The following is a 26,261-nucleotide window of genomic DNA, read 5'->3' on the forward strand; positions in this document are numbered from 1 at the left end:
CACAAACCCGAGTACATCCAGTACGAGGGCCTGCACCCGGCACACCGAGAGCACGCACCGGACGCCGCTCCTTGACGGGCAAACGCTGCCTGCCGAGGCACTAGCCACAGACCGGCGCGGGCCAACGCCCCTGCCCGCGTGTGGGCCGCGCCGCCGTCCCGGGAGAGACCATGACCATCCGATCCGCCCAGCGGCATCGGCGAAGCAGCACCACCATCACCGCCAGCCGCGCCCGCACGCGGCGCACCGCGGCAATATTCATAACCCCGTTCGGGCTGTTGTTCGTCTGCTTCTACGTTCTGCCCATCTGTTACGCCGTCTACCGCAGCCTGTTCGTCACCACCCGCCAGGGCGCCTTCGGCCGGGCCACCGAGTCGTTCGCCGGCCTGGCCAACTACAGCCGCGCGCTGCAGGACTCCGCGTTCCTCGACAGCATCGGCCGGGTCCTGCTGTTCGGCATCGTGCAGGTGCCCCTCATGCTGGGGCTCGCCCTCGTCTTCGCGCTGCTCCTCGACTCGGCCACACTGCGGCTCAAGCGGTTCGTCGGGATCTCTCTGTTCGTCCCCTATGCCGTCCCCGCGGTCATCGGTGTCATCATGTGGGGCTTCCTGTACACACCCGGGCTCAGCCCCGTCGTCAGCCTGCTCGAATCGGCACACCTGCCGGCCGATTTCCTCGGGCCCGACATGGTGCTGTGGTCAGTCGCGAACATCGTGACCTGGACCTACACCGGCTACAACGTCATCATCCTCTACTCGGCTCTCCAGGCCATCGACTCCTCGGTGTACGAGGCGGCACGGATGGACGGGGCAAGCGCTCTGCAGGTCGCCCGGCACATCAAGGTGCCCATCCTGCGTCCGGCAATCGTGCTGACCGCCCTGTTCTCCATCATCGGAACCCTGCAGCTGTTCACCGAACCCCAAGTCCTCGCCGGCATCTCACCCTCGGTGACCAGCACCTTCACCCCCACCATGATGGCGTTCAGCCAGGCCTCGGGAAACAACTACGCCTACGCGGCCACCCTCTCGGTCATCCTGGCGCTCGCCGCCGGCATCCTCTCCTTCGGCCTCCTCAAAGTGACCCAGCGGAGGTCCCAGTCGTGAACACCGCTGACATGAAGTCCCGTCACACCGGCGGCTCCCTGCGCACAGGCCTCCCCTCGACCGCGTTCATGCTTGCGGCGACGGCGTACTTCCTGCTGCCCCTGTGGTGGCTCGCAGTGGCGGCCAGCAAAAGCGCCGGCGACCTGACGACCACACCGAGCCTGTGGTTCTCCGATGTCCACCTCGCCCAGAACCTCCAGGAACTGTGGACCCGCGACGACCACATCTACGTCCGGTGGCTCCTCAACAGCCTGCTCTACGCCGGAGGCGGCGCTGCACTCGGAACACTTCTCGCGGCGATGACCGGCTACGCCCTGGCCAAGTACGACTTCCCCGGACGCCAGGCCGCCTTCTCCGTCATCCTCGCCAGCGTCCTCGTGCCCGTCACCGCACTGACGCTGCCCGTCTTCCTCATGATGAGCCAGCTCGACCTGACCGACACCTACCTCGCGGTCCTGCTACCGAGTCTCGTCAGCCCCTTCGGCGTCTACCTCGCCCGCATCTACAGCGAAGCATCCGTACCCGACGAGCTTCTCGAAGCAGCCCGCCTGGATGGCGCCGGCGAGTTCCGCATCTTCCTCACCGTGAGTATCCGGCTCATCATGCCCGGCCTCATCACGATCTTCCTCTTCCAGTTCGCCGGCATCTGGAACAACTTCTTCCTGCCGCTGATCATGCTCTCCGACCAGAAGCTGTATCCCGTGACGCTGGGGCTGAACCTGTGGAACTCCCAGGTCATCCACGACCCCGTCCTACGCACCACCGTCATCACGGGTTCCGCGGTCTCGATACTGCCCCTGGTCATCGCCTTCCTGCTCCTCCAGCGCCACTGGCGCAGCGGCCTGGCCGCAGGATCCCTGAAAGGCTGAGGCACCTGAGCAACTTAGCTTGATCGAGGGCTTCGGCCGTGCCGCAGCGGGTGGTGTCGCATGCCGTGGCCTCGTCGGGGGTGTGCCAGGACTCCGGGCGCCCGGATCCTCGGGCTGACCGGCGGTCTCGCCGGTCAGCCCGAGGGGCGCCCAGCATGAGCAACGCGCCCTCGCGGCCTGGCCGGTGTCGGCGTTCGATGCCGCGCTCGCCTGGTCGCTGAGGGCGGACAGGCTGGTGTGGCCACCCTGAGGACGCACCGGGGGCCGGCGAGGCCGGTCGCACGGGCGGATCATCGGGACCGATTGGCCCGGATCGCGTCCCGTGTCCGGCCGCCCCGACTAGCATCGGGTCCGGGTCGCGCGAAGAGGTCCGGCCCGTGCGTCCGCGAGGTGGGGGATCGTGCAACGCTCAGTGGTCTTCGTCCATGGCACCGGTGTGCGCGAGAAATCGTACGACCAGACGTTCATGGCGGTGCGTTCGGCTCTGACCGGGCTGCTTCCCGGGGCCGAGACAAGGGGTTGTTTCTGGGGGCGGGAGGCCGGGGCGGGCCTCGCGCTGGACGGCGCGTCGATCCCCGGCTACACCGGGTCCCGCGGCGGCCGACGCGAGGAGGACGAGGACGTGGCCGTCTGGGGTGTGCTCTACCGCGACCCCGGCTACGAGCTGCGCCTGCTGGGCCTGCGCCCCGCCGCAGTCTCGGAGGGGCGCGGCCAGAGCCCCGCGCAGAAGCTGCTCGAGGAGCTTTCCGGCTACGTTCCGTCCCCGCAGGTCCGCGGCGCCTTCGCCGAGCACGGGCTGGGCGAAGCACTCGACCGCGCCGTCGGTGCGGTTGCCGCCTCGCCGGAGCTGCGGGACGCGGCGGCAACCGCCGACGAAGGCGGCTACGAGCACCGGCACGCGTTCGCCAGGGCCGTCGTCGCCACGGCGCTGGCGGAGGCGGCGGATGACGGAGCCGACTCCCTGGCCGGCCTCCAGCGGGACGCCCTCCTCTCCGTCCTGGGCGCCGAACTGCACTCCCAGGGCCGTACCTTGGGCGCAACCGTGGCCAAGGCCGCCGCCACGCCCGCCCTGCTCGCCCTGACGTGGCACGCCCGCCGAAAGCGGGGCCGGCACAGCGACCACCTCGTCGTGCCCGCCGTCGGCGACATCCTGCGCTACCAGGCCCGCGGCCAAAGCCTGCGCCGACTGATCAAGCGCACCATCGAGCACACACCCGGCGACGCCGTCACCGTGATCGCCCACAGCCTGGGCGGGGTGGCCTGCGTCGACCTCATGGTGGAGGAGACGATCGAGCGGGTCGACCAGCTGATCACCGTCGGCTCCCAGGCGCCGTTCTTCTACGAGACGGGCGCCCTGGTCTCCCTCGAACACCCCCAGCGGCTTCCCGCACACTTCCCGCGCCGCTGGCTCAACATCTACGACCCCCGAGACCTGCTGTCCTTCCGCGCCGCCCAGGCCTTCCCCGGCGTCGCCACCGACCACGAGGTCGACAACCGGCAGCCCTTCCCCTTCGCGCACAGCGCCTACTGGTCCAACAGCAAGGTCTGGGACGCGGTCGGAACATGGCTGGGCTGAGACCCGTCGACCACCCCGCCCGCGTCCACGCCGTGGTCGTCGGCGTCGAACGGTACCCCCGGCACCCCGGCTGGGACCTGCCCGGCGCGGTGGACGACGCCCTGCGCTTCCACCGGTGGCTGCGCAAGGGCGGGGTGCCCGAGGCGAACATCCAACTGCTGCTGGCACCCGACGAGGAGAGCCGCGCCCGGCTCGACGCGCTCGCCGCCGCGGGGGAAGTCACCTGGCGGCCGACCTGGGCCCGCGACGCACTGATGGACGCCTTCACCACCGGCCTCGAAGGACGGTCCGGTGACCTGCTCTACGTCTTCTGGGGCAGCCACGGCGTGCTGGGCCAGGGCGACCGGCGTCTGCTGCTGTGCCCCGACGCCTCTCCCAAGGACAAACGGTGCGTCGACACGGCCAACCTGATGGAGTACCTCCAGCGCGACGACCTGGCGGGCTTCGGCCAACAGGTGCTCCTGTTCGACACGTGCGCGACCTTCCTGGAGCACCACAACCAGCCGACGGGCCCCGCGGTCGCCGACTTCCCCACGGTGCGCCGACGCCCCGTCGAACAGTTCGCCCTCTGTGCGGCCACCGCAGGCCAGGTCGCCGAGAACGACGCTGCCCTGCGCAGTGGAGTCTTCTCCGGCGCCGTGCTCGACCGGCTGGAGACGGACGCCGTCGACCTGCGCCCGGACCTGACCGCACTCCTCACTCATGTGCGAGCCAGGACGCCCGACTCGCAGACCCCCGTCACCATCGAGGTCCGCACACTGGACGGTTCGAGGGAGAGATTCGAGTGGCCGGCCACCACCGCGCCCCCGCTGCCCGCGTCGACCGTGCGGTCGCGGCTGGCCCTCGCCCTGCACGACACACTCGGTGACGCGGGACTGCGGGCCCGGTGCCTGGAGCACCTCGCCGATCAGTGCCCGGCAGCCGGCCTCGGGACATGCCCCTCCGACGAGCGGATCGCGCATGCCCTGCTCACGGTCGACCGGGCCATGGCCGCCCTCGTGGAGGTCGTACACACACGGAACCGGGCGAAGGCCGACCAGTTACTCGTACTGGGCCGTGCCCACGGCGCGCCCGGCCTGCTGTCCCCTCTGGAGTACGCCTCCCTGCGAGAGCTGCTCGGCCGCGCGCCGCGACTGCCGTCGACGGCCCAGCTGATCGCGGCCCTTGAGGCCGCACAGCCGCTCGTCAGATCGTGGCTGCCGCCCAGTGCGGACGAGGCACAGGGACCCACCGTCGCCCGGCTCATGGCCTGCGTGGAACACTTCGAGCAGCACACCGGCGGACAAAGCCTGCACCACCCCGGCCACCAGCTGGTGCCCGCGGTCCTCCGCTTCACCGAGCGGCTCGCCGCTCTCCTCCCCGCCGTCCGCCCGGAGCTCCACGAGTGGGCGGAGCGGACGGCCCGTCGGCTCGCGGTCGACGACGGTGGTCTCGCCGAGCGCCGCGCCGAGGCACTCGCCTGGCGGGACTCACTCTCCCCGGTGGCCGGCCGTCCCCGCGTGGTCGCACAGCTGGACGCGGCGCCACCGGATCTCGGCTCCGCGGACGACGGAGCCGACCACTACACCTGTGTGATCTGGCTCGACCCCGGCACGGGTGCCCTCACACAGGCCGCGGAACAGAGCGCCGCGCCCCTGTCTCCACGGGAGGTGGTGCGCCGGATACAACGGACCGTTTCCTCACTGCGCGGGATCACGCGGGAGACCCCGATCGTCGAGATCCTGCTCCAGCCGGAGGCCGTACACCTGCCCGTCGACGCCTGGAACGGCGCCGACGAGGACGACGAACTGCCTCTGCTGCTCGGCGTGGAGTGGTCGACCGCGCTGCGCTGTGCGCCGCTGGCCGACCCCGGGCGGGAGGAACAGCGGCAGGCAGGCCTGAGAAACCGCTGGACGGGGCGGCACGGCGACACGGTGGTCTTCCTCGACGACGGCCACACCAAGGGCTACGCGGGCTACGGTGCCCTGATGGCAGACGTCGGCGCGGCCCGTGCCGTGGTGCGGGCCGGCCCGGACGGCCGGGACCGTCTGGTGCAGGCGGCGCTGCGGCTGGGCTATCCGGTCGTGCTGTGGGACCGGCAGGCCTCCGCCCAGGTCCCCGACACCTATTTCGCCCCCCTGCGCCCCGAGCAGGCCGTGGACGGGCTGCCCCGGCGGGTCCGCGACTACCGGGCGCAGGCGTGCATGAACCCGTCGGCCCACCCCCTGCGCCCGGCAGTACTGCTGGAAGACGCCGACCGCCCCCTGCCGCCGGTGCTGTCGCTGACCGAACTCTCCGACCCCACCGCCCCTCCCATCCCTTCCGAGTCCCCGGAGACGAGCCCCCGATGACCCACGAGCCCACAACGGAAACCGGCTCCACCTCCGAGGACGAGAGCTGGCAGCTCTTCCGAGGAGACGGACAGCGGCGCACCCCCACGATCCCTGCGGCACCACCCTGGCGGCGCTTCGCGAGCGCCGGGAGCGACGCCCCCGAGGCCGGGTCCCGCTACGTCATCGGCCGCGAGGAGACCGAAGTCGTCAACGCCGCCATCCACCTGCGCCGCCCGCTGCTCGTCACGGGCCACCCCGGCACCGGCAAGTCCTCGCTCGCGGCGGCCATCGCGCACGAACTCGATCTGGGCCCCGTGCTGCACTGGCCCGTCAACAGCCGTTCCACGCTCCAGGACGCCCTCTACCGCTACGACGCCATCGGGCGGCTCCAGGAGAGCAACCTCGAACGCGGCCCTGCCCAACCCCGTCCCGGTGTCGGCTCGTTCCTCCGGCTGGGTCCGCTGGGCACGGCGTTCGCGGCCCAGGACCGCCCCCGGGTGCTGCTCGTCGACGAACTGGACAAGGGCGACATAGACCTGCCGCACGACCTGCTCACCGTCTTCGAGGAGGGCACCTTCGAGATCCCGGAGCTGTCGAGACTGCCCGAGGAGCAGGCGGAGGTGGACGTCCTGACCGCCGATCCGCACCGGACGGCCAAGGTGAGGCGGGGAATGGTCCGTTGCACCGAATTTCCCCTCGTCGTCATCACCAGCAACGGCGAACGCGACTTTCCCCCGGCATTCCGCCGCCGCTGCCTCCCCCTGCACCTCGGCGACCCGGACGAGACCCGCCTGAAGAAGATCCTCGCGGGCCACCTCGGACCGGACGCCCTCGCCGACGCGGAGGACCTGGTCATGGCGTTCCTGGCCCAGCGGGCCGTCGGGGAACTGGCCACCGACCAGCTTCTCAACGCGGTGTTCCTGCGCCGGGGCGGAGCCCGCCTGGACGCCGACGGGCTGCTGAAGACGGTCTTGCACCGGCTGAACGCGGACGGCTGAGGCATGTTCGAGGAGCTGCGGCGGGTACTCGCGCACGAGGCCGGCCTGCCCATGGAGCAGGAGGAGCTCCTCGACGCCCTCTGGCTCGCGACACGCGTCCCGTCCGGCCGGGCCGCGCCCCTGGCCGCACACGCCCCGCCGTCCCTGGACCCCCGGACCACGGACGCCGAGCCTCCCCGGGCGGACCCGGACCCGGACCCGGACGCCTCTGCCCTTCCGGGCTCCGTAGCCCGGACAGGGCACAGCGAGCGAAGAGGAGAGGCCACCCGCCCCGCTCCGCACCTGGCGGTCGCCTCCGGCCCCCTCGCCGCCGAGCCGCCGACCGGGGCCCTGTGGACCCCCGGCGCCCGGGCCCTCGGCCCGACGCTTGCCCTCGGCAGAGCCCTGCGCCCGCTGAAGCGACGCGTCCCGAGTCGTCGCCGCAGTGAACTCGACGAGGCGGCCACCGCCGATCTCCAGGCCGACACACGGATCCCACAGTTGGTGCTGCGCGCCGAGCCGGAGCGGTGGCTGCGGCTGGCACTGATCATCGACGGCGGTGTGTCCATGCCTCTGTGGCAGGGGCAGTGCGCCGAACTCAGAGGCCTCCTCGAACGCAGCGGTGCCTTCCGTCAGGTGGAGACCCACCAGCTCCGCTACGACGTCGAGGGGGCCGGGGTCCGTCTCGGGCGCCCCTGGACCACCGCCCCACCGACCCGGCCTGCCGACACCGTCTCGGACACCTCCGGACGGACCATGGTGCTGGTCGTCACGGACGGCGCGGCCCCCGCGTGGCGCGACGGACGGCTGCGGCCCGTACTCGAAGGATGGGCCCGCTGCGGCCCCACAGCCGTGATCCACACCCTGCCCCGCCGGCTGTGGAAAGGCTCCGGAGTGCGGGCGGACACCTGGCAGGTCACCTCTCCCCGCCCGGGAGCGGCGAACGCCGCCTGGACGGTGGCCGACCGGGTACTCCCGCCCAGCGTCGCGCCACCCCCGCCGGTCCCCGTTCCCGTGCTGGAGCCGACCGCGGCGGGCTTCGCGGTCTGGGCCGCCGTCAACACGCTCGTCGGCCGTCCGGTCCCCGTGCCCGTGTGGGCTCCGAACCCGAGCCGGCCACCGGTCGGCGAACCGGTCCCCGTGTCCGTACGGGACTTCGCCCGCGCCGCCTCTCCCGAGGCCCTGCGCCTGGCGGGGCATCTGGCGGCCATGGCTCCCGTCACCGTGCCCGTGATGCAGCTCGTCCACTCCTGCCTCGACCAAGGCCAGGGCACCGCACCACTGGCCGAGGTCTTTCTCGGCGGGCTCGTACAGCCCCTTCCGCAGTCCGGGGACACCCTGCTCGCCGGCCGCCACCGCCTCTTCGACTTCACTGCGGAGGCCAAGGACCTGCTCCTCGACGCCGTCCCCACGGCGGAACTCCTCGACTGCAGCCGCCGGGTGGGGGAGCGCATCGAGTCCCTGATCGGCCGCTCAACGGACTTCCCGGCCTGGCCGCTGGACGGGGACGGCACGGGGGCGACCATGCCGTTCGCCCACCTGGGTCCCGCGATGCGGGTGCGGCTGGGGGTACGGGACCCGTCGTTGGACGGCGCGGAGCTCGCCCCGCCGGCGCAGGAGACGGCTTTCGCATGGGTGAGCAGGGAGGGGCTGGAGGCATCGGTGCGGCTGTTGTGCCAGGAACTGGGCGTCCCGGAACCCGATGCGACGCCGCCCCGATGGGACTTCGTGATGAGCCTCGTGGACTCGGTCGCCGAGTCGCGGGGCGAGCCGCCCGCCGACATACGGCCGCGGCTGCGCGAACAGTACCTCGACGCGATGCTGCCGCTGTGTGCGCGTGAGGTCAGCGACACGTTCAGCCGCATGCGAGACGTCCCCCACGATACGGACGTGCTGCTCCTGCATCTGCTGGAGTACGTGCACGACCGGCCCGCAGCGGTGCCGTTGAGCGAGGCGGAGATCGTCGAGGACCTGACGCGGTACCTCGGCGAGCGCGGCCTCCACCTCCACCGCGAGAGCCACCGCGGTCCACGGCCTGCCCGCCGCTCCGACTTGGTCTGCCGAGTTGAGGACCGGTACTGCCCCGTGGAGGTCAGGCGGACCGGATCCCCCTTCGGCTGGCCGGACCCGGCCCAGGTGGCGCAATACATGGCCCTGCCCGCCGATCCCGCCGGATTCCTCCTGATGGTGGACGACGAGGAGAAGCCCGGCGGGGCGGTGCCGCTCGACGAGTGCGTCGCCGCCTGGCCGGACCTGACGGTCACCGGGCTGCGCTTCCAGAACCGTGCTCCGGCAGGCCTGCCCTTCGTGCCGGGGAACCACAGGATCTGCATCGCCGTCGACATCGTCGGATACGGGCGGATGGGCGTGAACACCCAGGCCAGGATGCGGGCAGCTCTGGGCTACGTCCTCGAGCACGCCGCGCGGATGACAGGGGTCCGCCGCCGGGCGTGGGTCCGCCAGGACCGGGGCGGCGGGTCACTGGTGCTGCTGCCCCACGGGATGGACGAAGCGAGGGTGGTCAGAGGCTTCATCGACGGTCTCACCCAAGGGATGCAACAAGCCTATGAGGAGGGGAAGCGGCTGCGGGTGAGGGCGGCGATGGACCTGGGAGCCGCCGCCATGGGAGAACACGGCGCGGTGGGGGAGGCAGTGCTCCGTGCCACCCGCATGGCCGACTCGGCCGTCCTGAGACGGTCCGGGACCGACGCCGCGCTCGTCGTGTCCGAGCCGCTGTACGCGCAGGTGCCCGAACTCCACGGCCGTCTCCGGCGCGTGAGGATCGAGGACGAGGGTCTTCGGACGTGGGCGTGGCTCTGGCCGGACCTGCTGGACCGTCTGGAACTTCCGGACCGTGGCCGGTCCAACGCGGTGCTGATCGGTGCAGGTGCCTACGAGGACCTGCCGGACCTTCCGCAGGTGCTCCGCGGCCTGGTGGATCTGTCGGATCTGCTGTCGGATCCGGCGGACGGTGCCTTCGCCCCGGAACGCACCATGGTGCTGGCGAACCCGGAGAGCCGGGACCAGATCCTGGAGGCGGTCGGGCGTGCCGCCGCTGCCGCCGAGGACATGCTGCTGGTGTACTTCGCCGGTCACAGCATGTTCGATTCCGTCAACGGCGACCTGAGTCTCGCCGTCCGGGACACTCGTCCGTATTCACCGGTCATGGCCGTGTCCACCGACGAGATCCGGGAGTTGGTGATCCGCAGTCCGGCCCGCCACAAGGTCGTCGTCCTCGACTGCTACTACGGAGGCGCGGCGAGGACCGGCTCACTGCCCGGTGTCCTCAACATCCCCTACCCCGGCAACGTCCTGGTGATGGCCGCGTCCGCCCAGGACACCCCGAGCCCGTCGGACGGCAGGTACACGGCGTTCACCGGCGAGCTCATCGACATCCTGCGCAACGGCTTGGACAACGGCCCTGAGATCATCTCCGTGGACCTGTTGTGCGAGGAGGCGCAACACCGGCTGAGTGCCCGCAATCTGCGCCAGCCGGTGCTCGGGGGCGACAATGCGGGTGGCGTGGGCCTCGCCCGCAACCGGGTCCGCTAGCGGTGAGCTCTCACCCGCCGAGGTCGGCACGGTGGTGATGCGCATCGCCGGCTGCGTACTGGTGGCGTGCATCCTGGACGCTGTCCGTGGCCGCGTGCGCAAGACCCGCGAACCGTCGTTGCCCTTGTCGTTTCGTCAGGTACGGGACAGTCGCCCTTGTGTCTCCGGCGAGGGCCGTGAGACCGGCTGCGGCTGTGCGGGCAAGCGCGTGCTGAAACCACCCGTGGCCGGCCCGTCCGGACGCGTCGCTGTGACCGGCGCACTGACGTCAGAGCGTTTGGCTTCCCGGCGTCGCCGTACGCGGTCGCTCCACTCACCGGAGGTGATCATGAGCGCCGTCAGCGCAGCGCATTCTGCGAGGTGCACTGGCTGATCCCATCACCTTACTGAGGGTCGTCGCGGGAAGCCGGGTCACGTGGAGGCGGCCGGTGGGTGGGCGATGGGGGTGTAGTGGGCGGGGTTGTGGTTGATCGGCAGGTCGGGGCGCCAGGCGGTGAGGATCTGGGCGCTGCATTCGGTGGACCATGGTCGTTCCGACGCCGAAACCGGCCGCGAGCCGGGCATAGGTGTGACCGCACCGCAGGTGGGCCGGCACGAGCAGGGCCTGCCGGTCCGTCCGCTGTGAGCCGACGCCGCCGCGTGCCCCCGTTCGTCACGCCGGGCGGCCGGCAGACCGGACAGGAACCGAAGGGCCGAACTGGACAGATCAAGCCCCGATGGGTGGATGAGCACGTAAAGCTCCGGGCGGACGGGTGGTCTTGGTCGCCACCCATCTACCGGGAGCTTCACGTCTTCCTGCGTGCAGCGCAACCCAACACCGCCCGTGTAGCGGCAGGTTGGACGAGGTTTACTGACGATTCTCTGCGAGCCCATATGCCGAAGACCTCAGTAGAGGACAGCGCCGGCCCGTCATTTTCATGCCATTGGCCTAGTGTGTCGTGTTGCGTGTTACGGATCGCCGATGTGGACTGTCTAATGCGGTTGGTCGCAACGAGCGTCGACAATCCGCGGGCGGCGATCGAATTGCCCGCGCACGCGCCTGTCGGGCCGCAGATGAAGCGACCACCGCTCGTCGACAACGCTTGAGTATGAGAAAGAGGTTCTGCAGTGACCAACAAGGCGGAAATCAAATACGACGCGCCGGTCTCCGTCGTCCTGACGCTCAAAGACTCATCCGCGGCATCGGAGTTCGTGAAAAAGGTACAGAACACCATCACGGATTCTGCTGATTCGGTCGTGCTGTCGGTAAGAGGCTCCCAAGCGATGGTCTCCGACATCCTGTCGGACCTCGGCGGCTCGAATGGTGACGTCTCCGCTCAGATCTCGCTGAAGGGGGACAGGTCTGCCAAGCGATAGGCGGATGTCGAACGCGGAGGTCGCGATCCGGCTGCTGCGGTGGTGCGCCGATCGCGCACAGCCGCTGGGGCTCGATCTGGCCGACCTTCCGGCCGATGACAGCGTTCGGTCATTCCTGAGATCAAGGAACATGGACTCTGTTCTCGCGCTGGGGTCGGGGGTAGTCGATGCGCGGCAGGCGGTATACGACGCCGTGTGGGATTGCCAGCTCACCGCTTTGCTCGAAGTGATCGAAGCCTTGGCGAGCAGCGATGTCCGTACGCTCACCTTCAAAGGGGGGGAGCTGCTCCCGCGGTATTTCCCCGGCCACTCGATCGGCTTCACCGGGGACACTGACGTTCTCGTGCGACGCGACCAGATCGAAACGGTCAAGTCGGTCATGTACGGCCTCGGCTTTCGGCACGCCTTCTTCGATACGGATCAAGGCGTCATGAAAGACCGTGACCTGCGAGACGTAGCAGACATCGAGCTGCGGCATTACGAGCTCGCCCCCTTCGTGAAGACCGTCGAGCTGACCGACCCCGTCGTCGTGGAGGTGGCGGAGATGTACAACGCTCACCCTCTCCACCATGTGTCTGGGCGGGCGGTCGCCGTCATCGCGGTCGACGTCCACCACAATGTGGCGTCGGACGCCGATCCGTCGATGCTGTTTGACCGCGCGGTGCCGAGCTCACTCGGGGTGGGGGAGACGCTCTCCCCGGCAGATCACGTCTGGCTCAACCTCAGCAGGTACTACAACGAGGTGGCGCTTCATGGCGGGTGCTCGTTGCGGCCGTTTGTCTATACGATCCCGGAGGTGGCTGCCGGCACCGTGGACTGGGGCGTCGTAGAGCAGGTCGCCCGCGATCTCGCACTGGGCCCGACGTTGTCGTACTTCCTGCGTTTCTGTGACCAGCTCGCTCCCGGCCGGATTCCCGTCCCCACTCTCCAATCCGTCCATCAGTCGACGAGCAGCCGTGTGCGCGACTGGGGTTGGCAACTCGCGAAGTTGTTCGACTTCCAGGAGCGGTTCCCGTCCTACGCTTTCGATCCCTCCGGCGACAATTGGACGAGCCGCAGTGACCCAAGACGCGCTATGACACTGCGGTAAAGTGTGACGGTACTACGGAAATCGAATCTCTCGCTCAGATGCCCAAACGACAGCGGTGTGCCCCACATTCAGCCAATGTGGGGCAGACCAACACCGCAGAGCTGCGCACGCATCACCAGAACCCGAGGGTCGCGCAACGGCTTTACATGGTCGCTGGTTGGCGGCATCATTTTGGTTTCGGTCGAAGTTTTGACATTCGCGGACAATTGTGGGCGCGTTATCCGTGGAATCGGCGGATGTCGACCGCGTTTACGGATGCCCGAGGCGACTGCCCGCGACTCCCGAAACGTCTTGATCTTTTCGGTCGTCCGGCGGTCCTCCGTCGGCAGATACAGACTGGCGGTTACTCTCCAGGAGCCCTAGAGGTCATCTCAAGGGGGTTCTGAGCGAAGTGCCGGGCGCGGGTCAAGATCCCGTGTCGAAGGCCGGACGTATGAACAGATTCGTCCGATCGGCTGCCCTGATCGGCTTTTGAAATTGGTTCGGAACCGCGCCCGCCTGCCTGTGAGCACGGAGAAATGCCGAACGCCTGAGATCGCGGGGGTTCTCTTAGCGATGCCTGCCAACAACGTCCTCACTCGATCTGCCGACGCCTCGGCTGTCGCGTCCCCTTCTCACACAACTGCTTCCGCAGCGGGAAGCCATGTGTCGGGCCCCCTGGGAGCGTCAGGACTCAGGGAGTTGTTCGAACGGCCCGGACTCGTCCGGATCGTCGGCGCCCACAACCCCCTCGGAGCCCGCCTCGCCGAGCGGGCAGGCTTCGACGGCGTCTGGTCCAGCGGCCTGGAGGTCTCCGCCTCGCATGGTCTCCCGGACGCGGACCTCCTGACGATGAGCGAGTTCCTCGATGTCGCACGCTCGATGGCCGAGGCCGTGGTCATGCCCGTCATCGCCGACTGCGACGCCGGTTACGGCAACGCCAGCAACGTGATGCACATGACCCGTCGCTACGAGGCGGCCGGCGTCGCAGCGATCGCCATCGAAGACAAGCGGTTCCCCAAAATGAACAGCTTCATCCCGAGCCGCCAGGAGCTGGCTCCCCTCACCGAGTTCGCCGGCAAGATCGCTGCGGCGAAGAGCGCCCAGCGCGGCTCCGATCTCATGGTGATCGCGCGAGTTGAGGCGCTGGTCGCCGGATGGGGATTCGACGAGGCCATGCGCCGGGCCGAGGCCTACGCGGAAGCCGGCGCGGACGCCGTCCTCATCCACGCGAAGGGCGACTCTCCCGATCCGGTGCTGGAGTTCCTGCGCAGCTGGCGCCTTCCGCACCCCGTCGTCGTGGTGCCGACCACCTATCACACCGTGACCGCGCAAGAGCTGGCAGCCGCAGGGGCCAAGATGGTGATTTACGCCAACCACGGTCTGCGCGCCATGATCGCCGCGGTGAGCGAAACCTTCGCCGCCATCCTGCGTGACGGCCGGACCACCGCGGTGGAGGAGCGGATCGCACCCCTCGCGACTGTCTTCGACCTGCAAGGTATGGAAGCCCTCAAGCAGGCGGAGCAGCGTTTCCTCAGCCGCGCCGGCAAGCGCCTGCGGGCCGTGCTGCAAGCCGACGAGGACCTGCCGGTCAGCACTGTCGGCGCGGCCGTGGACCACCAGGCCGGCGCGCTGCGACGAGCCGGAATCGACAACATCACCGCGGTGGTCGACCAGCGGACGGCGAACGTGCGTTTGGCCGATGTCACCGTTGTGCGGGGTCCTGAAGGCCCGAGCCTGGACGCCGGGGACGTCGTGACGCACGCGTCGACTGACTTCGACGGCTACACCGTGCTGGCCCGCCCCGATGTGCTGTTCGACGCCGAGCCGGTCGTGCGGCTGACGGCCGACGAGCACGACATCACCGTGCTGGTCGACGTGTCTGGCACGGACGCCCACGCTCTGGATCTGAGCCGTACGGTGGCGCTGTCCGAGACAGCCGTGCAGGGGCGGCGGCTGCGCGGCACCCGCAGAACCCTGGTCACCGCGTTCGGCTCTGACCAGGCGGACGGGGTGTTCGCAGGCCTCGCCGTCTTCTCGCCCGAGGCTTTCGCGGCGCTGCACAAAGCTGTGGCGCGACGCGGTTCCGGCGGCCGGTCCATCGGGCTCGAGGACCTCCTCAACGAACTGATCGCGGAAGGCTGGGCCGTGCACGCGGTGGAGACGGCTTCCGGATGGGCGGAGTTCCGCACCGAGGCCGACGCCTGCAGGGCAGACCTGCTCCTCGCAGGCAAGGGCAGGTGACCGTCCGCCCCGGTGGCGCGCTGGACGCAGTCGCCGTCACCGACACCCTCGTCACGGCCGGCTTCGGCCCCTTCGCAGGGGTGCCCTGTTCCTACCTCGGCCCGCTGATCAGCGTCCTGCAGGATAAGTACCCCGAGTCCTACCTGGCGGCGGCCAACGAGGGCGAGGCTGTGGCCGTAAGCGCCGGAGCACAGCTCACCGGCCGTCGGCCGGTCGTCATTCTGCAGAACTCCGGGCTGGGCAACGCCGTCAATCCGCTGACCTCGCTGTGCCACACCCTGCGCCTGCCGGTGTTGCTCCTGATCACCTGGCGCGGGGAACCGGGGCGCCCGGACGAACCCCAGCACCGCCTCATGGGAAACATCACCCTCGACCTGCTCACCGCCATGGAGATCCGCCACGAGAGCTTCCCCCGGCACCTCGTCGACCTCGGCTCCGCACTGGCGCAGGCTGCCGCCCACATGGACGCAACCGGTCTGCCCTATGCCTTGGTCGTACCCAAGGGCGCACTCGCGCCGTACTCACGGCCGCCCCAGCCCGCCCCCTCCGCTCGGATGTTCCGGGAAGAGGCCATCGCCGAGGGGGTGCGGGCAGCAGGCGGCGATGCCCTCGTCGTCGCGACGACCGGAAAGACGGCCCGAGAGTTGGAGCGCGACTGGGACCGGCCGGGCAACCTCTACGTCGTCGGCTCGATGGGCTGCGCCTCCAGCATCGGCCTCGGAGTCGCCATCAACGCCCCCGGCCGCTCGGTGGTGGTCCTGGACGGCGACGGAGCGGCCCTGATGCGCCTGGAGGCCATAGCCACCATTGGCACCCGGGCCCCCTCGAACCTGCTGCACCTAGTGCTGGACAACGAGGCCTACGAGTCGACCGGCGCCCAGTCCACCATCTCCGCCGGGGTGGACTTCTGCGCAGTGGCGGCGGCGTGCGGTTACCGCACCACCGCGGACGTGGCATCCGGAGAGTCCCTGCGCGCTGCCGTAGCCCGCGCTCTGCCGACGGACGGGCCGCACTTCGTCCGTGTCCGCATCCGGGCGGGGTCGGATCCCGCGCTCGGTCGGCCCGGCCTGGCGCCGCCCGACGCGGCCGCCCGGTTCCGTACGGCGGTGTCCTCATGACGCCGGCCTTGCCGCCGGACCGCTCCGCTCCGCGGCGTGTCGTCCTGATGAACCCCGGCCCGGTGCTCACCGACAAGCGGGTACGCTCCGCGCTGGCCGGCCCGGACCTGTGCCATCGGGAACCGGAGTTCGCGACGCTGATGAACCGGGTCCGATCGCGGGTCACCCGGGTCTGCGGCGGGACCGGTGACTTCACTTCCGTCGTGCTGACTGGGTCCGGTACCTCGGCTGTCGAGGCCGCAATCGTGTCCGCACCGGCCGTCGGCGCCGCCGTGCTCGCCATCGACAACGGGCACTACGGCCGCCGTATGCGCGACATCGCGGAGGCGCACGGCATCCCTGTCACGCCGCTCGAGGCCGGATGGGGCAGGCGGGTGGACCTGGACCGCCTGGAGTGCGCGCTCGCGGCGGACCCTTCCCTCAGCCATGTGACCGTGGTCCACCACGAGACCAGCACGGGAATGCTCAACGACGTGGTGGCGGTGGCCCGGGTGGCCCACCGCCACCGGCGGCAGGTGATCGTGGACGCCGTCAGCAGTGTCGGGTCCGAAAAGCTCAACATCGCCGCGGACGGCCTCGACTGGGTCGCCGGATCGGCCAACAAGAGTCTGGAGGGAATGCCCGGGGTCGCGTTCGTCTGCGCACGGCGGGAAACCTTCGCCGCTCTGGAGGGCGCCCCCCGGTCCTACTCACTGGACCTCGCCCGGCACTTCCGGGCCCAGGACCACGCCGGAGCGCCGGCCTTCACACCTGCTGTACCGGCTTTCTACGCATTCGACACCGCCCTCGCGCTCGCCCTTGAGGAGGGCGTGGCCGCGCGCAGCAAGCGTTACCTCGCGCTCGCCGAGCGGCTCCGCCGGGGACTGGAGGCCGCGGGGCTGCAGCTTCTGCTGCCCGCCGAGGAGCGGGCGGTGAGCCTGACCGCGGTACGACTGCCTGAGGGGGCGTCGTACCGGCAGTTGCACGACGCGTTCAAGGCGGAAGGGTTCATCATCTATGCCGGCCAGGAGGAACTCGCCAGGGAATACTTCCGCGTCTCCACCATGGGGCAGATGGACGAACGGGACATCGACGCCTTTCTCGCCACACTGGACCGCTTCTTGACGTCCCACCGAGCCGGGAGACCCAGAACAGCGAAGCAAGGGCGCAGCACATGAGCGAATCGACGCCGCCGCAGGACCTGCGGGTGCGGCAGAACAAGCTGGATGACCATCTGCCGCGGGACAGCGCACTGCGGCTGTACCTGGCGGAGAAGGACGAAACCGCCCGGACACGCAGGCCTCGCCCGCAGCCCGAACTGGCCGACTTCGGCGAGTCGTTGGGACGCATCCCGCGCACCCTGCTGGTCATGCCCCCGATGTGCGTCTACGAGGGTGCAGTCAAGCGGGTCGTCCCTCCTCTGGGGCTCTGCTACATCGCAGGCGCGCTGGAGAAGGAGGGGATCGACGTCTCCATCCTCGACTGCATCGTCGAGGGGATCGACGAGGAGATCCCGGTCTCCGAGGGCGTGTGGAACCTCGGCATGTCCGAGGACCGCTTCCGGGCGTACATCGCCGACAACGACTTCGACGTGGTCGGCTTCACCATGATCTACTCCTCCGACCTGTGGAACCTCTACCGGTACGCGCGGATCGTCAAGGAGGTCGCACCGAGGACCACCGTCATCGCCGGGGGTTTGCACGCCAGCATCTATGCCAAGCGGTTCCTGCAGGACGCGGTGGTCGACGGGGTGCCCTTCATCGACTTCGTGCTGCGGGGCGAGGGCGAGATCCGGCTCGGGGCTTTCCTCCGGAACCTCGGCGAAGGCAAGCTGGACATCCACGCGGACGGCCTGGCCGGCTGGCACGACGGCCAGCTGTTCATCAACGCGCAGCTCGCCCGCGTCACTGATCTGGACGCGCTGCCGGTCCCGGCTTACCACAAGGTCCCCATGGAGCGGTACTTCGAGCACAACGTCCCCTTCTCGCCGTACCCCCGGGGCAAGCGGGTCATGCAGGTGTACACCTCCCGCGGCTGCCCGGTGGGCTGCACGTTCTGCGCGAGCACCAACTTCTCCAAGCAGTACATCGCACGCTCGGTCGACAACGTCATCGCCGAGATCGAGTACTACAAGGACACCTACGGCGCGGACGAGATCCAATTCGCGGACGACAACCTGACCCTCGACCGTAAGCGGGCCATGGAACTGTTCGAGCGCATGACGCCGCTCGGTCTCCCCTGGTGCACACCCAACGGGATCATGGTCAACACCCTCAGCCCGCCGCTGGTCGACCGGATGGTCGAGTCCGGGCTGTACCAGATCACCCTGTCGCTGGACAGCGGGAGCGCGGAAACGCTGAAGGACCATCACCGCAAGCCGGTCGACCTGACCCGCGTCCCGGACCTGATGGCTTATCTCGACCACCTGGGCGTGCTGATGCACGGCACGCTCGTCGTCGGAATGCCCGGCGAGACCGAGGAGCAGATCAAGGCCGGCTTCGCCTATGTGGAGCAGTTGCCGTTCCACTCCATCAATGTGTTCCTCGCTCAGGCCATCCCGGGCTCCGAGCTTTTCGAACGGTCTGTCAGCAACGGCACGATCACCTACGAGGGCTCCTTGCACATCGACACCGCCCGCTCGACACTGTGGCTCGCCGACCTCGAAGCGAAGCGGCTGGAAGGCCTCGTCGAGGACTTCCTCCAACGCTACAACCGCAGCATCTACGAGCGCGATCCAAAAGCCTGGGAGCGCAAGTACCGCGACCACAAGGAGCGGATGTCGCGCATCTGCGTCGGCACTGCCTCCGCGATCACCGCCGCGATCATCGACGCCGGAGGAGGCCCGCCGAGCTGACGTGCGTCACCACCGGGCCGGCCACCGAGGGCGGCTCGCGTTCTTTCGGCCCGAGCATCGCAGACGGTGGTCGGCACACATGCGGCAAAGAGGTGGACATCGGCCATGCCTTCGTCAGAGCACGCGGACAAGGGCTCGAGCGCGCCGGCGCACGGTCAGGACCCGGGCGCGGACGAAGCCGTCCCGTACCGGTTGGTGCTGGTCGGCGGAGGACCCAGCGCGACGTACGTACTGGAGCGGCTGTCCGCCGAGGCCCTGCACTTTGGCGGCGCTCCGCTGGAGATTCGCGTCTTCGAGTGCTCCGGCGAGTTCGGCGCAGGTCTGGTGCACAGCTGGTCGCAGCCGACTACCAGTTATCTCAACCGAATCGCGGCGCAGATCGGCTTCGCGGCCGACGAAAGCGTCACGGACGCCGGGCCGCTACGGCCGGCAGGCCTGCGTCCCACGCTCTACGAGTGGTGTCGGGCACGCTTCGCGGAGACCGGCGACCCGGATCTCGCCCTCGGCCCGACAGACTGGCCCAAACGATATGTGCACGGCCTTGCGCTGCGGGAGATGTTCGCCGCCTATGTGGCGGACCTGCGCGGGCGTCAGCGCACGACGGTCCATCTGCACCAGGCAGAGGTCGCGGACGTACGGGATGACACCGCGGCGCTGTCCGTGCGCACCACGGACGGTGAGGAGTACTCCTGCGACGAGTTGCTGCTGCTCACCGGCCACTCGCAGAACGATCCCGCCCGGTCGGAACGCTCAGCGGTCCTGGCGGACTTCGCCCGCGCCTCAGGCGCCCACTACGTCCCGTACGCGTACCCACTGGACACCGCCCTTCCCGAGAAGATCTCAGGGCCGGGAACAGTGGTGGCCTGTGCGGGCATGGGCCTGACCGCGATCGATGAGATTCTGCACCTGACGGAGGGCCGCGGCGGCCGGTTCGAGACCGGTCCGGGAGGCGGACTTCGCTACCGCCCCAGCGGCGCCGAGCCGGACTCGATCATCGCGTTCAGTCCCACCGGGGTCTTCACCTACGCCCGGCCGCACAACGACAAGGAACGCGACCCGGCTCGACTGGAGCACCGCGGCCGGTTTCTCACCGAACAGGCCGTGGACCGACTCAGGGCAGTTGTGGGCGAGCGGGTCACCCATGGCGGCAGGACCCGGAAGCAGCTCGACTTCGAGCGGCATGTACTGCCCCTCGTCCTTCTGGAGATGGCTCAGGTCCATTACACGACTCTGTTCGGGCCCGCCACCGGGGACTTCTTGGCGAAGCGCGCGGACCCCTCCTATCGCGCCTTCCTCGGCGCGGGGCCGCACACCGGCGCTGAGGGCCTGCTCGCCCCGCTGGAGGAGGCGGTGGACGAGGTCTGCGGTGTCCTCGACGCCGTTCTGCGGGGCTCGGTGGCACTCGGCCAGGCCGCCGAGGCGACCCACGGGTGGCCCGTTGAGGCGGCACTGACCCGCTGGATCGAGGTCGTCTTCGGGCCGCGGCACGCACGCGAGGTGCGCGATGCCGGAGAGACACCAGAGCGGCTGCCCGGGCTCGTAGCCTCGCTGCGCTCGCCCTGGCAGCTGGACGAGTCGCTCCTCGGCAACCGCTTCGACTGGGCTCGGCTGACGGAGCCGATCCCGCGGGGCTCCTTCTCCACGGCACAGGAGTTCCGCGAGCGATTCACGGAGTTCATGGAGCGGGACCACCTCTGGGCCGCGCAGGGAAACCTCGACAACCCGGTGAAGGCGGCGGCCGACGGCGTCTGGCGGGATCTGCGGCCGGTGCTCGCCCACGCCGTCGACGACGCCGGACTGACGGCCGACTCTCACAGACTGTTCCTGCACCGGTACATGCGTCACCACAACAAGCTGGCCAACGGGGCGGCGCGCGAGGTGATGGAGAAGATCCTCGCAATCGTCCGGCACGGCCTGTTGGATGTGGGCGCCGGCCCCGAGGCCCAGGTCGACGTCGATCCGGCCACCGGCCTGTTCACGGTGACAGGACCGTCGACCGGGTTCCGCCGCCAGGCTGGCACCTTGGCTGACGCCCGGGTCCACGCCTTCGACCCCCGCACCGACGTCCGCCCCTTGTACCGCAACCTGACCGACCGTGGCCTGGTGAGGCTGTGGCGGAACACCTCGGCGGACGGCAGCAGCTTCGAACCGGGCGGCCTCGACCTCACCTACGCGTTCCATCCCGTCCGGGCGGACGGTGCGGCCGACGAACGGATCACCGTCCTCGGGCCGCCCTCGGAGGGTGTCATGTTCTTCCAGCTCGGTGCGCTGCGGCCGGGCCAGGATCATCACGTCATGCGGGACGTCCTGATGTGGCTGCGCGGGTTCCGGCAGCGGCTGAGGGCCAGGACCGCTTGCGCCGAACCCCTCGCCGAATCCATGGCCGGCTCCCGCGCCGAATCTCTGGCTGAATCAGAAGGAGTGCTGTCCTGATGGAGAGCGTCATCGTCCTCGCCGCAGGGGAGAGCCGACGCATGGGCGTGGGAGGCACCCCCAAGGCGCTGCTCCCGCTTGTGCCGAGGGCACCGTCGAGCCCCTCCTTCCTCAGCCGTAACCTGGAGCTCTTTCGCGCTCGCGGGGTCCAGCGAGTGTTCCTGGTGGTCAATCCCGCTCACCGTGCGGTGTTCGCACCGTATGCCGACGACCTGGTCCACATCGTCCCGGTGGCCTCCGGCGGCGGACCCGCCGGGTCGACCGTCAGTCTGCTGACCGGTCTGCGGGCCCTGCTACGGTGGCGGCCGGAGGGCACACGGGTCCTCGTCACCGATGCGGACGTCGTCTACGAGAGGTCTGTGCTGCACTCTCCCGCGGCGTTCACGGGCTCACGGTTGCTGACGGTGGACCGGGTCAGCGGTGACGGCGAGGAGGTGCGGGTCTACGGGCGCTCCGCGGAGCAGCCGGTGCTCATCGGCAAAGGGCTGAGGCAGGCCATGACCCAGGGGCTCGATCTGCTCGGTGAGAGCCTGGGGCTGATCCTGTTGGACGCCGCGGAGGTCCCGACCGCCGCCGAGGTGGCCGCGTGGATCGTCGGCGACCCGCCGGCGTCCCGGCCGTACGGCTTCAGCGGACGGCTGTCGGAGCACGAGGAAGTGTGGCAGTACCTGTTCGCACTCGGCCGGCTTCCGGTGGCCCGGCTGCCCGCCGCACTGCTCTTCTCCGAGTGCGACGTCCCGGAGGACTATCGGCATGTCCAGGAATTCCTGTACCCGGCCATTGTCAAGCGTGAAGCCGTTTCCGTCCGCCCGGAGAACGTTCAACTCGCCGAGCAGGAAGTCGTCCCCGGCATGCCATGAAAGGAAGGGCCCCATGCTGCTGGCATTGGCGGGGACCGACGGAGTGGGCAAGTCGACGCTCACCCGCGAGGTGGTCGCCCATCTCGAACGGCGCGGACGCCAGGTCCAGACCGTCGACCGCTGGGACATCGTGGACAGTCCGCACTATCCCGCGGCCCGTTTCCTCGACCACGACATCAAGGCCATCCGCCGCTGCGTGGCCGATATGCCAGCCGCGCCCCGACTCCTCTTTCTCATGTGGTCGATGGGCATGGCTCTGCAGGCGCACCGGGAACCCCACGGCGACCTGGTGATCGTGGACGGTTACTGGATGAAGCACGCCGCCAGCGAAATCACCTACGGCCTCGACCCGGACTGGGTGGAAACCGTCGTCGCCGGACTGCCGAAGGCCGACCTCACAGTGCGGCTGCGACTCGACCCCGAGCTGGCCTGGAAGCGCAAGCAGGGCGACCTCGTCCCCTACGAATGCGGCATGGATCCGTCCTGCTCCCGCGACTCCTTCTTCACTCACCAGCAGGCGATCGCCGATCGGCTCGACCTCTGGGCGAAGCGCGACGGCTGGCCGAGCCTGGACACCGACCGGCCCGTCGAGCACGTCGCTGCTGACCTGGCCGCCCTCATCGAAACGACCTGAACGGTCAAGGAGCGGCGTCGACGCTCTCGGCCTCGCGAAGTGTGCTGCGGTGTATCACCGTGAACGGACTCGCGCCTCGCAGTCGGAACGTGCCTCGAGCGAGTCGCTGCGGCAAGCGATGCGCGTGTGCAGGCTGCCAGCCGGCCACTGGCTGGTGGGCAGCAGCAGATATCGCAGGTCGGCGACGGTGGTGTCGCCCCGGAGAATGAGGCATTCCGCGCCGAGCCTCGCGCAGTCGAGCAAGCCGCGCAGCTTGCCGCTCATCGCTCCTGTGGTGTCCCACCCGGGTGCGTCCTGCAGCACGTCTCGTACAGTGTCCGCGCGGTCCGGGTCGATCCACGGGACTGGGCGGCCGTTGTCCAGCACCCCGTCGACGTCGGTGAGCATGGCGATCCGCACGGGGCCGCGGGCGAGAGGCAACAGCGCGGCAGGCACGTGGTCGCTGCCGACAACGGCGAGCGAACCCTCAGCTGTCGGAAGGCAATCCCCGGTGAGGACGGGGACCGCGCCGATGTCCAGGACTCGCCTCACGGAATCGCCGCACAGAACGGGCCGGCCGTCCTGGCCGAGTACGGCTACGGCGGCGAACTGGATGGGAAACGCCGTGGCGCCGGCGTCGCGCAGCGCCGTGGTCCACACCCAGCGCAGCTCGGCGTTGGCGTGGGTGAGCCGGAGTGCGTCCCAGGGCGCGTCCGTGGCGGCTGCGCGTACCGCGCCGTGTCCGTACGACCCTCCTCCGGAGACCAAGATCAGCCTGCTCGGTGCCCTGGCCGCGAGGTCCGCCACCAAGCGGGCGAAGCCGGCCACCGCGTCGAGGTCGATATGGCGGTCACGGCGCTTGTCGGAGAAGAGACCGCCGCCGACCTTGAGGATCAGCAGGCCGGGCTCGCCGGAACTGGGGGCGGGGTTCACGAACGGCTCCCGGGTGCGGTCGTGGCGGGGGGCGGGCCGGACTCCACGGGCGGCCCGGTCTGCTGAGGCTTGGGCGAAGGCAGCGGGCGGCTGGGGTCGGCACAACTCATCCGGTGGTCGAGGAGCCGGCGGGCACAGTCTGAGACGACGCAGCGGTACTCTGGGGCCGCGGCCAAATCCCGGCTCTCACCCGGGTCGTTCAACCGGTCAAAGAGCAGCGGGCGTTGCTCCGGGAAGTGCACGTAGGTGAATCGGGAGCCGCGCAGCACGGCGAGGTTGCGCGCCGACGCCGGCACGTCGGCCTGGGCGGAGTCCTCGTCGTCGCCGATGTGGCTGAAGTCGAACTCGCACACGGCCGCGGTCCGCCGCCGGCCGGCCCGGCGATCGTCGTCGGCCATCACAGGAAGCAGGGAGCGGCCGCTGCTCCAGGGTAGTGCGGGTGCTCCGGCCCACTCGAGCACCGTGGGCGCGATGTCCACCGATTCGGTCGGGAGGGTGGTGGACACCGGCGCCGACTGCTCCGGCGCCGCGATGATGAGGGGGACGCGATAGGCGGTCTCGCGGAACCCCCCGGTGCCCAGGCTCCAGTGGTCGCCGAGCGAGTCCCCGTGATCCGAGGTGAAGACGACAAGGGTGTCCTCCGCCCGCCCGAGGTCGCACAGGGCCGCCAGGACACGACCGACCTGGTGGTCCAGTTCGGTGACCAGCCCGGCATACGTGGCCCGATGGGCGGCCACGGCCTCGTCGGTGAGGTCCTCGGGGGCGGTGTCGGGCACGCGGCGGGCAAGCCAGCTGCGCAGAAACGGATGGCGGGCCGCTTCCAGCTCCCGGGTCGAAGCCCGCAACGGAGGTGCGGTGAGCGCCGGATCGTACATCCCATGGTATGGGGCCGGCGCCACCCAGGGCGGGTGAGGCCGCAGGAAGGTTGCCAGGATGAGCCAGGGTTCATCCGCAAGGCCCGCCATGCAGGCGATGGTTCGGTCAGCGATGTACGCGGTGTCGCTCAACTTTGCCGGGAAGCCAGCCAGGTTGGCGGTGCCACGGACCGGCCGGAGGATGTTCATCGGATCGTCGGGCACGGAGTACCCGTTGCGGTTCAGGTGCTCGATCCATGAAGCCAGCCCGGGAGGGTTGAGATTGAACCGGGTATGCCAGGTGAAGCCCGGGGGGACTGCCTCGTAGCTGCTGTCAGGGCCGCTCCGCACGGTGTCGGTGTAGCCCACGACGTGGGAGGAGACGCCGGAAGCCGCGAGCTGGATGGCGAGGGTGGGCAGTCGGTCGTCGGCCACCGTCGAGTTGTCCATGACGCGGTGGACCGACTGGTGGACGCCGGTGAGGAGCGAGGCACGCGCCGGCCCGCACGGCGCGGTGACGGAGAAGTGCTCGGCGAAGCGGGCGCCCCTGGCGGCCAGGGCGTCCAGGTGGGGTGTGCGCGTGATCGGATTCCCGTAGCAGCCGAGAGCGTCGGCGCGGAGCTGATCGGCGACGATGAGCAGGATGTTACGGCGGCCGGCGGCGGTGCGACGCGGTGTCACGGCCAGAGGTAACCCTTCTGCCAGGTGTCGCCGCTGCGGGTGTAACGGACTCGCTGATGGATGCGGTCGGGGCTGGCCTGCCAGAACTCGGCTTCGTCCGGGGTAATGCCGTACAGGGTCCAGGTCTCGGGGCAGGGAACGACGTCCGGGTAGGCCCCTGAGAGGCGCTCATGCTCGGCGAGGATCTCCTCGTGGCCGGAGGGTGGCTCGGCCCGGTGCAGATGGGCCGAGAGCTGGGAGCCGCGTCCACGCTCGGCGAAGTCTCGCTCCGAGGCCTCGCGCCCGGCGGACTGCGCCCGGCCGGTGATCTGGACCTGGCGGCCGTTGGCCGACCAGTAGAAGTTCACCGAGACCCGGGGGTTGGCGGCGATCGCGACGCCCTTGCGGCTGTCCGAGTGCGTCGCGAAGTACAGCCGGTGGGCATCGATGTCCTTGCAGAGCAGGACGCGGCTGGATGGGGTGCCGTCCGCGGCGACAGTGCACAGACTCATGGCATGAGGCTCCGGCTGCCCGGCGGCCAGACCCGCGAGGATCCACTCCGTCAGGGCCGGCAGCGGATGGTCGGGTAGATCCTCCGCCGAGAAGTCCACCGGCCTCACGTTCTGGAACACCGGAATAGCCCGGAACACGTTTCGAATCGGCTCGCTCACCGACGTCACGTTACCTCGTGGCTGCTCAGGGGCCGCGCACATATGCTCGTTTCAGTGACGCCCGGGCCACAGGAATCCCGCGGGTCCGGGTGAGCAAGGGCATCCAGACCAGCAGGCCTGAAGCTTCCCCGTAATGCTGGACACCTGGAGACTGGGACATGAGGTTCCAGAGGAAGTAGTGGCCAGGTGGGAAGTAAGAGCAACCGCAGCAGGCGGTACTCGGAGGAG

The 26,261-nt window shown here is 69.6% G+C and carries 18 protein-coding genes and 2 pseudogenes; 15 read left to right on the forward strand and 5 right to left on the reverse strand.

All coding sequences use genetic code 11. From position 1 onward, the window contains the following. The first annotated feature begins 170 nt into the window (after positions 1-170). The 6 genes from ABZZ79_RS38265 to ABZZ79_RS38290 all read left to right on the forward strand — a co-directional run bounded on the left by ABZZ79_RS38265 (position 171) and on the right by ABZZ79_RS38290 (position 10,389). Positions 171-1,103: a sugar ABC transporter permease gene (locus ABZZ79_RS38265; RefSeq protein WP_356697067.1), complete on the forward strand. Its 933-nt coding sequence runs from the start codon at positions 171-173 to the stop codon at positions 1,101-1,103. Beyond that, positions 1,100-1,972, forward strand: coding sequence for a carbohydrate ABC transporter permease (locus ABZZ79_RS38270; protein WP_356697069.1), 873 nt, complete (start codon positions 1,100-1,102; stop codon positions 1,970-1,972). The genes ABZZ79_RS38265 and ABZZ79_RS38270 overlap by 4 nt, the downstream gene beginning before the upstream one ends. A gap of 400 nt (positions 1,973-2,372) precedes the next feature. Beyond that, complete coding sequence (locus tag ABZZ79_RS38275; RefSeq protein WP_356697071.1) at positions 2,373-3,548, forward strand: hypothetical protein; 1,176 nt, start codon at positions 2,373-2,375, stop codon at positions 3,546-3,548. Beyond that, positions 3,536-5,878, forward strand: coding sequence for a hypothetical protein (locus tag ABZZ79_RS38280; RefSeq protein WP_356697073.1), 2,343 nt, complete (start codon positions 3,536-3,538; stop codon positions 5,876-5,878). The genes ABZZ79_RS38275 and ABZZ79_RS38280 overlap by 13 nt, the downstream gene beginning before the upstream one ends. Continuing rightward, positions 5,875-6,858, forward strand: coding sequence for a MoxR family ATPase (locus ABZZ79_RS38285; protein WP_356697075.1), 984 nt, complete (start codon positions 5,875-5,877; stop codon positions 6,856-6,858). Before ABZZ79_RS38280 ends, ABZZ79_RS38285 begins: the two co-directional genes overlap by 4 nt. A gap of 3 nt (positions 6,859-6,861) precedes the next feature. Then, positions 6,862-10,389 carry an SAV_2336 N-terminal domain-related protein gene (locus ABZZ79_RS38290; RefSeq protein WP_356697077.1) on the forward strand — a complete coding sequence of 1,176 codons (3,528 nt, stop codon included), beginning with the start codon at positions 6,862-6,864 and terminating at the stop codon, positions 10,387-10,389. A gap of 411 nt (positions 10,390-10,800) precedes the next feature. Here the strand turns inward: ABZZ79_RS38290 and ABZZ79_RS38295 are convergent. Both ABZZ79_RS38295 and ABZZ79_RS38300 read right to left on the reverse strand, forming a co-directional pair. After that, a pseudogene (locus tag ABZZ79_RS38295) lies at positions 10,801-10,902 on the reverse strand (methyltransferase); the annotation flags it as partial. Positions 10,903-10,915: 13 nt separating this feature from the next. After that, positions 10,916-11,121, reverse strand: a pseudogene (locus ABZZ79_RS38300) (IS5/IS1182 family transposase); the annotation flags it as partial. 375 nt (positions 11,122-11,496) lie between these two features. Here ABZZ79_RS38300 and ABZZ79_RS38305 point away from each other — a divergent pair. From ABZZ79_RS38305 to ABZZ79_RS38345, 9 genes are all read left to right on the forward strand, one after another. After that, positions 11,497-11,745, forward strand: coding sequence for a hypothetical protein (locus tag ABZZ79_RS38305; protein WP_356697079.1), 249 nt, complete (start codon positions 11,497-11,499; stop codon positions 11,743-11,745). Between the two features lie 4 nt (positions 11,746-11,749). Further along, positions 11,750-12,835 (forward strand): nucleotidyltransferase family protein, encoded by a 1,086-nt coding sequence (locus ABZZ79_RS38310; protein WP_356697081.1) that lies wholly within the window; start codon positions 11,750-11,752, stop codon positions 12,833-12,835. 555 nt (positions 12,836-13,390) lie between these two features. Continuing rightward, positions 13,391-15,058: an isocitrate lyase/phosphoenolpyruvate mutase family protein gene (locus ABZZ79_RS38315; protein WP_356697101.1), complete on the forward strand. Its 1,668-nt coding sequence runs from the start codon at positions 13,391-13,393 to the stop codon at positions 15,056-15,058. Next, the gene (gene aepY / locus ABZZ79_RS38320; protein ID WP_356697083.1) at positions 15,055-16,176 is read left to right on the forward strand and encodes a phosphonopyruvate decarboxylase; all 1,122 of its coding nucleotides are present in this window, start codon (positions 15,055-15,057) and stop codon (positions 16,174-16,176) included. Before ABZZ79_RS38315 ends, aepY begins: the two co-directional genes overlap by 4 nt. Then, positions 16,173-17,333 carry an aminotransferase class V-fold PLP-dependent enzyme gene (locus tag ABZZ79_RS38325; RefSeq protein WP_356697085.1) on the forward strand — a complete coding sequence of 387 codons (1,161 nt, stop codon included), beginning with the start codon at positions 16,173-16,175 and terminating at the stop codon, positions 17,331-17,333. The genes aepY and ABZZ79_RS38325 overlap by 4 nt, the downstream gene beginning before the upstream one ends. Continuing rightward, positions 17,330-19,009 carry an Sden_1168 family B12-binding radical SAM P-methyltransferase gene (locus ABZZ79_RS38330; RefSeq protein ID WP_356697087.1) on the forward strand — a complete coding sequence of 560 codons (1,680 nt, stop codon included), beginning with the start codon at positions 17,330-17,332 and terminating at the stop codon, positions 19,007-19,009. Before ABZZ79_RS38325 ends, ABZZ79_RS38330 begins: the two co-directional genes overlap by 4 nt. A 105-nt stretch (positions 19,010-19,114) precedes the next feature. Continuing rightward, complete coding sequence (locus ABZZ79_RS38335; protein WP_356697089.1) at positions 19,115-21,442, forward strand: FAD/NAD(P)-binding protein; 2,328 nt, start codon at positions 19,115-19,117, stop codon at positions 21,440-21,442. Continuing rightward, entirely contained in the window at positions 21,442-22,302 is an 861-nt protein-coding gene (locus ABZZ79_RS38340) for an Sden_1164 family protein (protein WP_356697091.1), read from the forward strand. Before ABZZ79_RS38335 ends, ABZZ79_RS38340 begins: the two co-directional genes overlap by 1 nt. A gap of 13 nt (positions 22,303-22,315) precedes the next feature. Then, the gene (locus ABZZ79_RS38345; RefSeq protein WP_356697093.1) at positions 22,316-22,936 is read left to right on the forward strand and encodes a thymidylate kinase; all 621 of its coding nucleotides are present in this window, start codon (positions 22,316-22,318) and stop codon (positions 22,934-22,936) included. A gap of 54 nt (positions 22,937-22,990) precedes the next feature. Here the strand turns inward: ABZZ79_RS38345 and ABZZ79_RS38350 are convergent, their stop codons facing one another. Genes ABZZ79_RS38350 through ABZZ79_RS38360 form a run of 3 tightly spaced genes read right to left on the reverse strand, consistent with a single transcriptional unit; the run spans position 22,991 to position 26,033 of the window. Continuing rightward, positions 22,991-23,848 carry a hypothetical protein gene (locus tag ABZZ79_RS38350; protein ID WP_356697095.1) on the reverse strand — a complete coding sequence of 286 codons (858 nt, stop codon included), beginning with the start codon at positions 23,846-23,848 and terminating at the stop codon, positions 22,991-22,993. Continuing rightward, positions 23,845-25,383 carry a sulfatase-like hydrolase/transferase gene (locus ABZZ79_RS38355; RefSeq protein ID WP_356697097.1) on the reverse strand — a complete coding sequence of 513 codons (1,539 nt, stop codon included), beginning with the start codon at positions 25,381-25,383 and terminating at the stop codon, positions 23,845-23,847. The genes ABZZ79_RS38350 and ABZZ79_RS38355 overlap by 4 nt, the downstream gene beginning before the upstream one ends. Then, complete coding sequence (locus ABZZ79_RS38360) at positions 25,380-26,033, reverse strand: pyridoxal 5'-phosphate synthase (protein ID WP_356697099.1); 654 nt, start codon at positions 26,031-26,033, stop codon at positions 25,380-25,382. The genes ABZZ79_RS38355 and ABZZ79_RS38360 overlap by 4 nt, the downstream gene beginning before the upstream one ends. Positions 26,034-26,261: the final 228 nt, after the last annotated feature.

Origin of the sequence: Streptomyces sp. NPDC006458 (assembly GCF_040612135.1) — a bacterium.
In the GTDB taxonomy this organism is placed as follows: Bacteria; Actinomycetota; Actinomycetes; order Streptomycetales; family Streptomycetaceae; genus Streptomyces.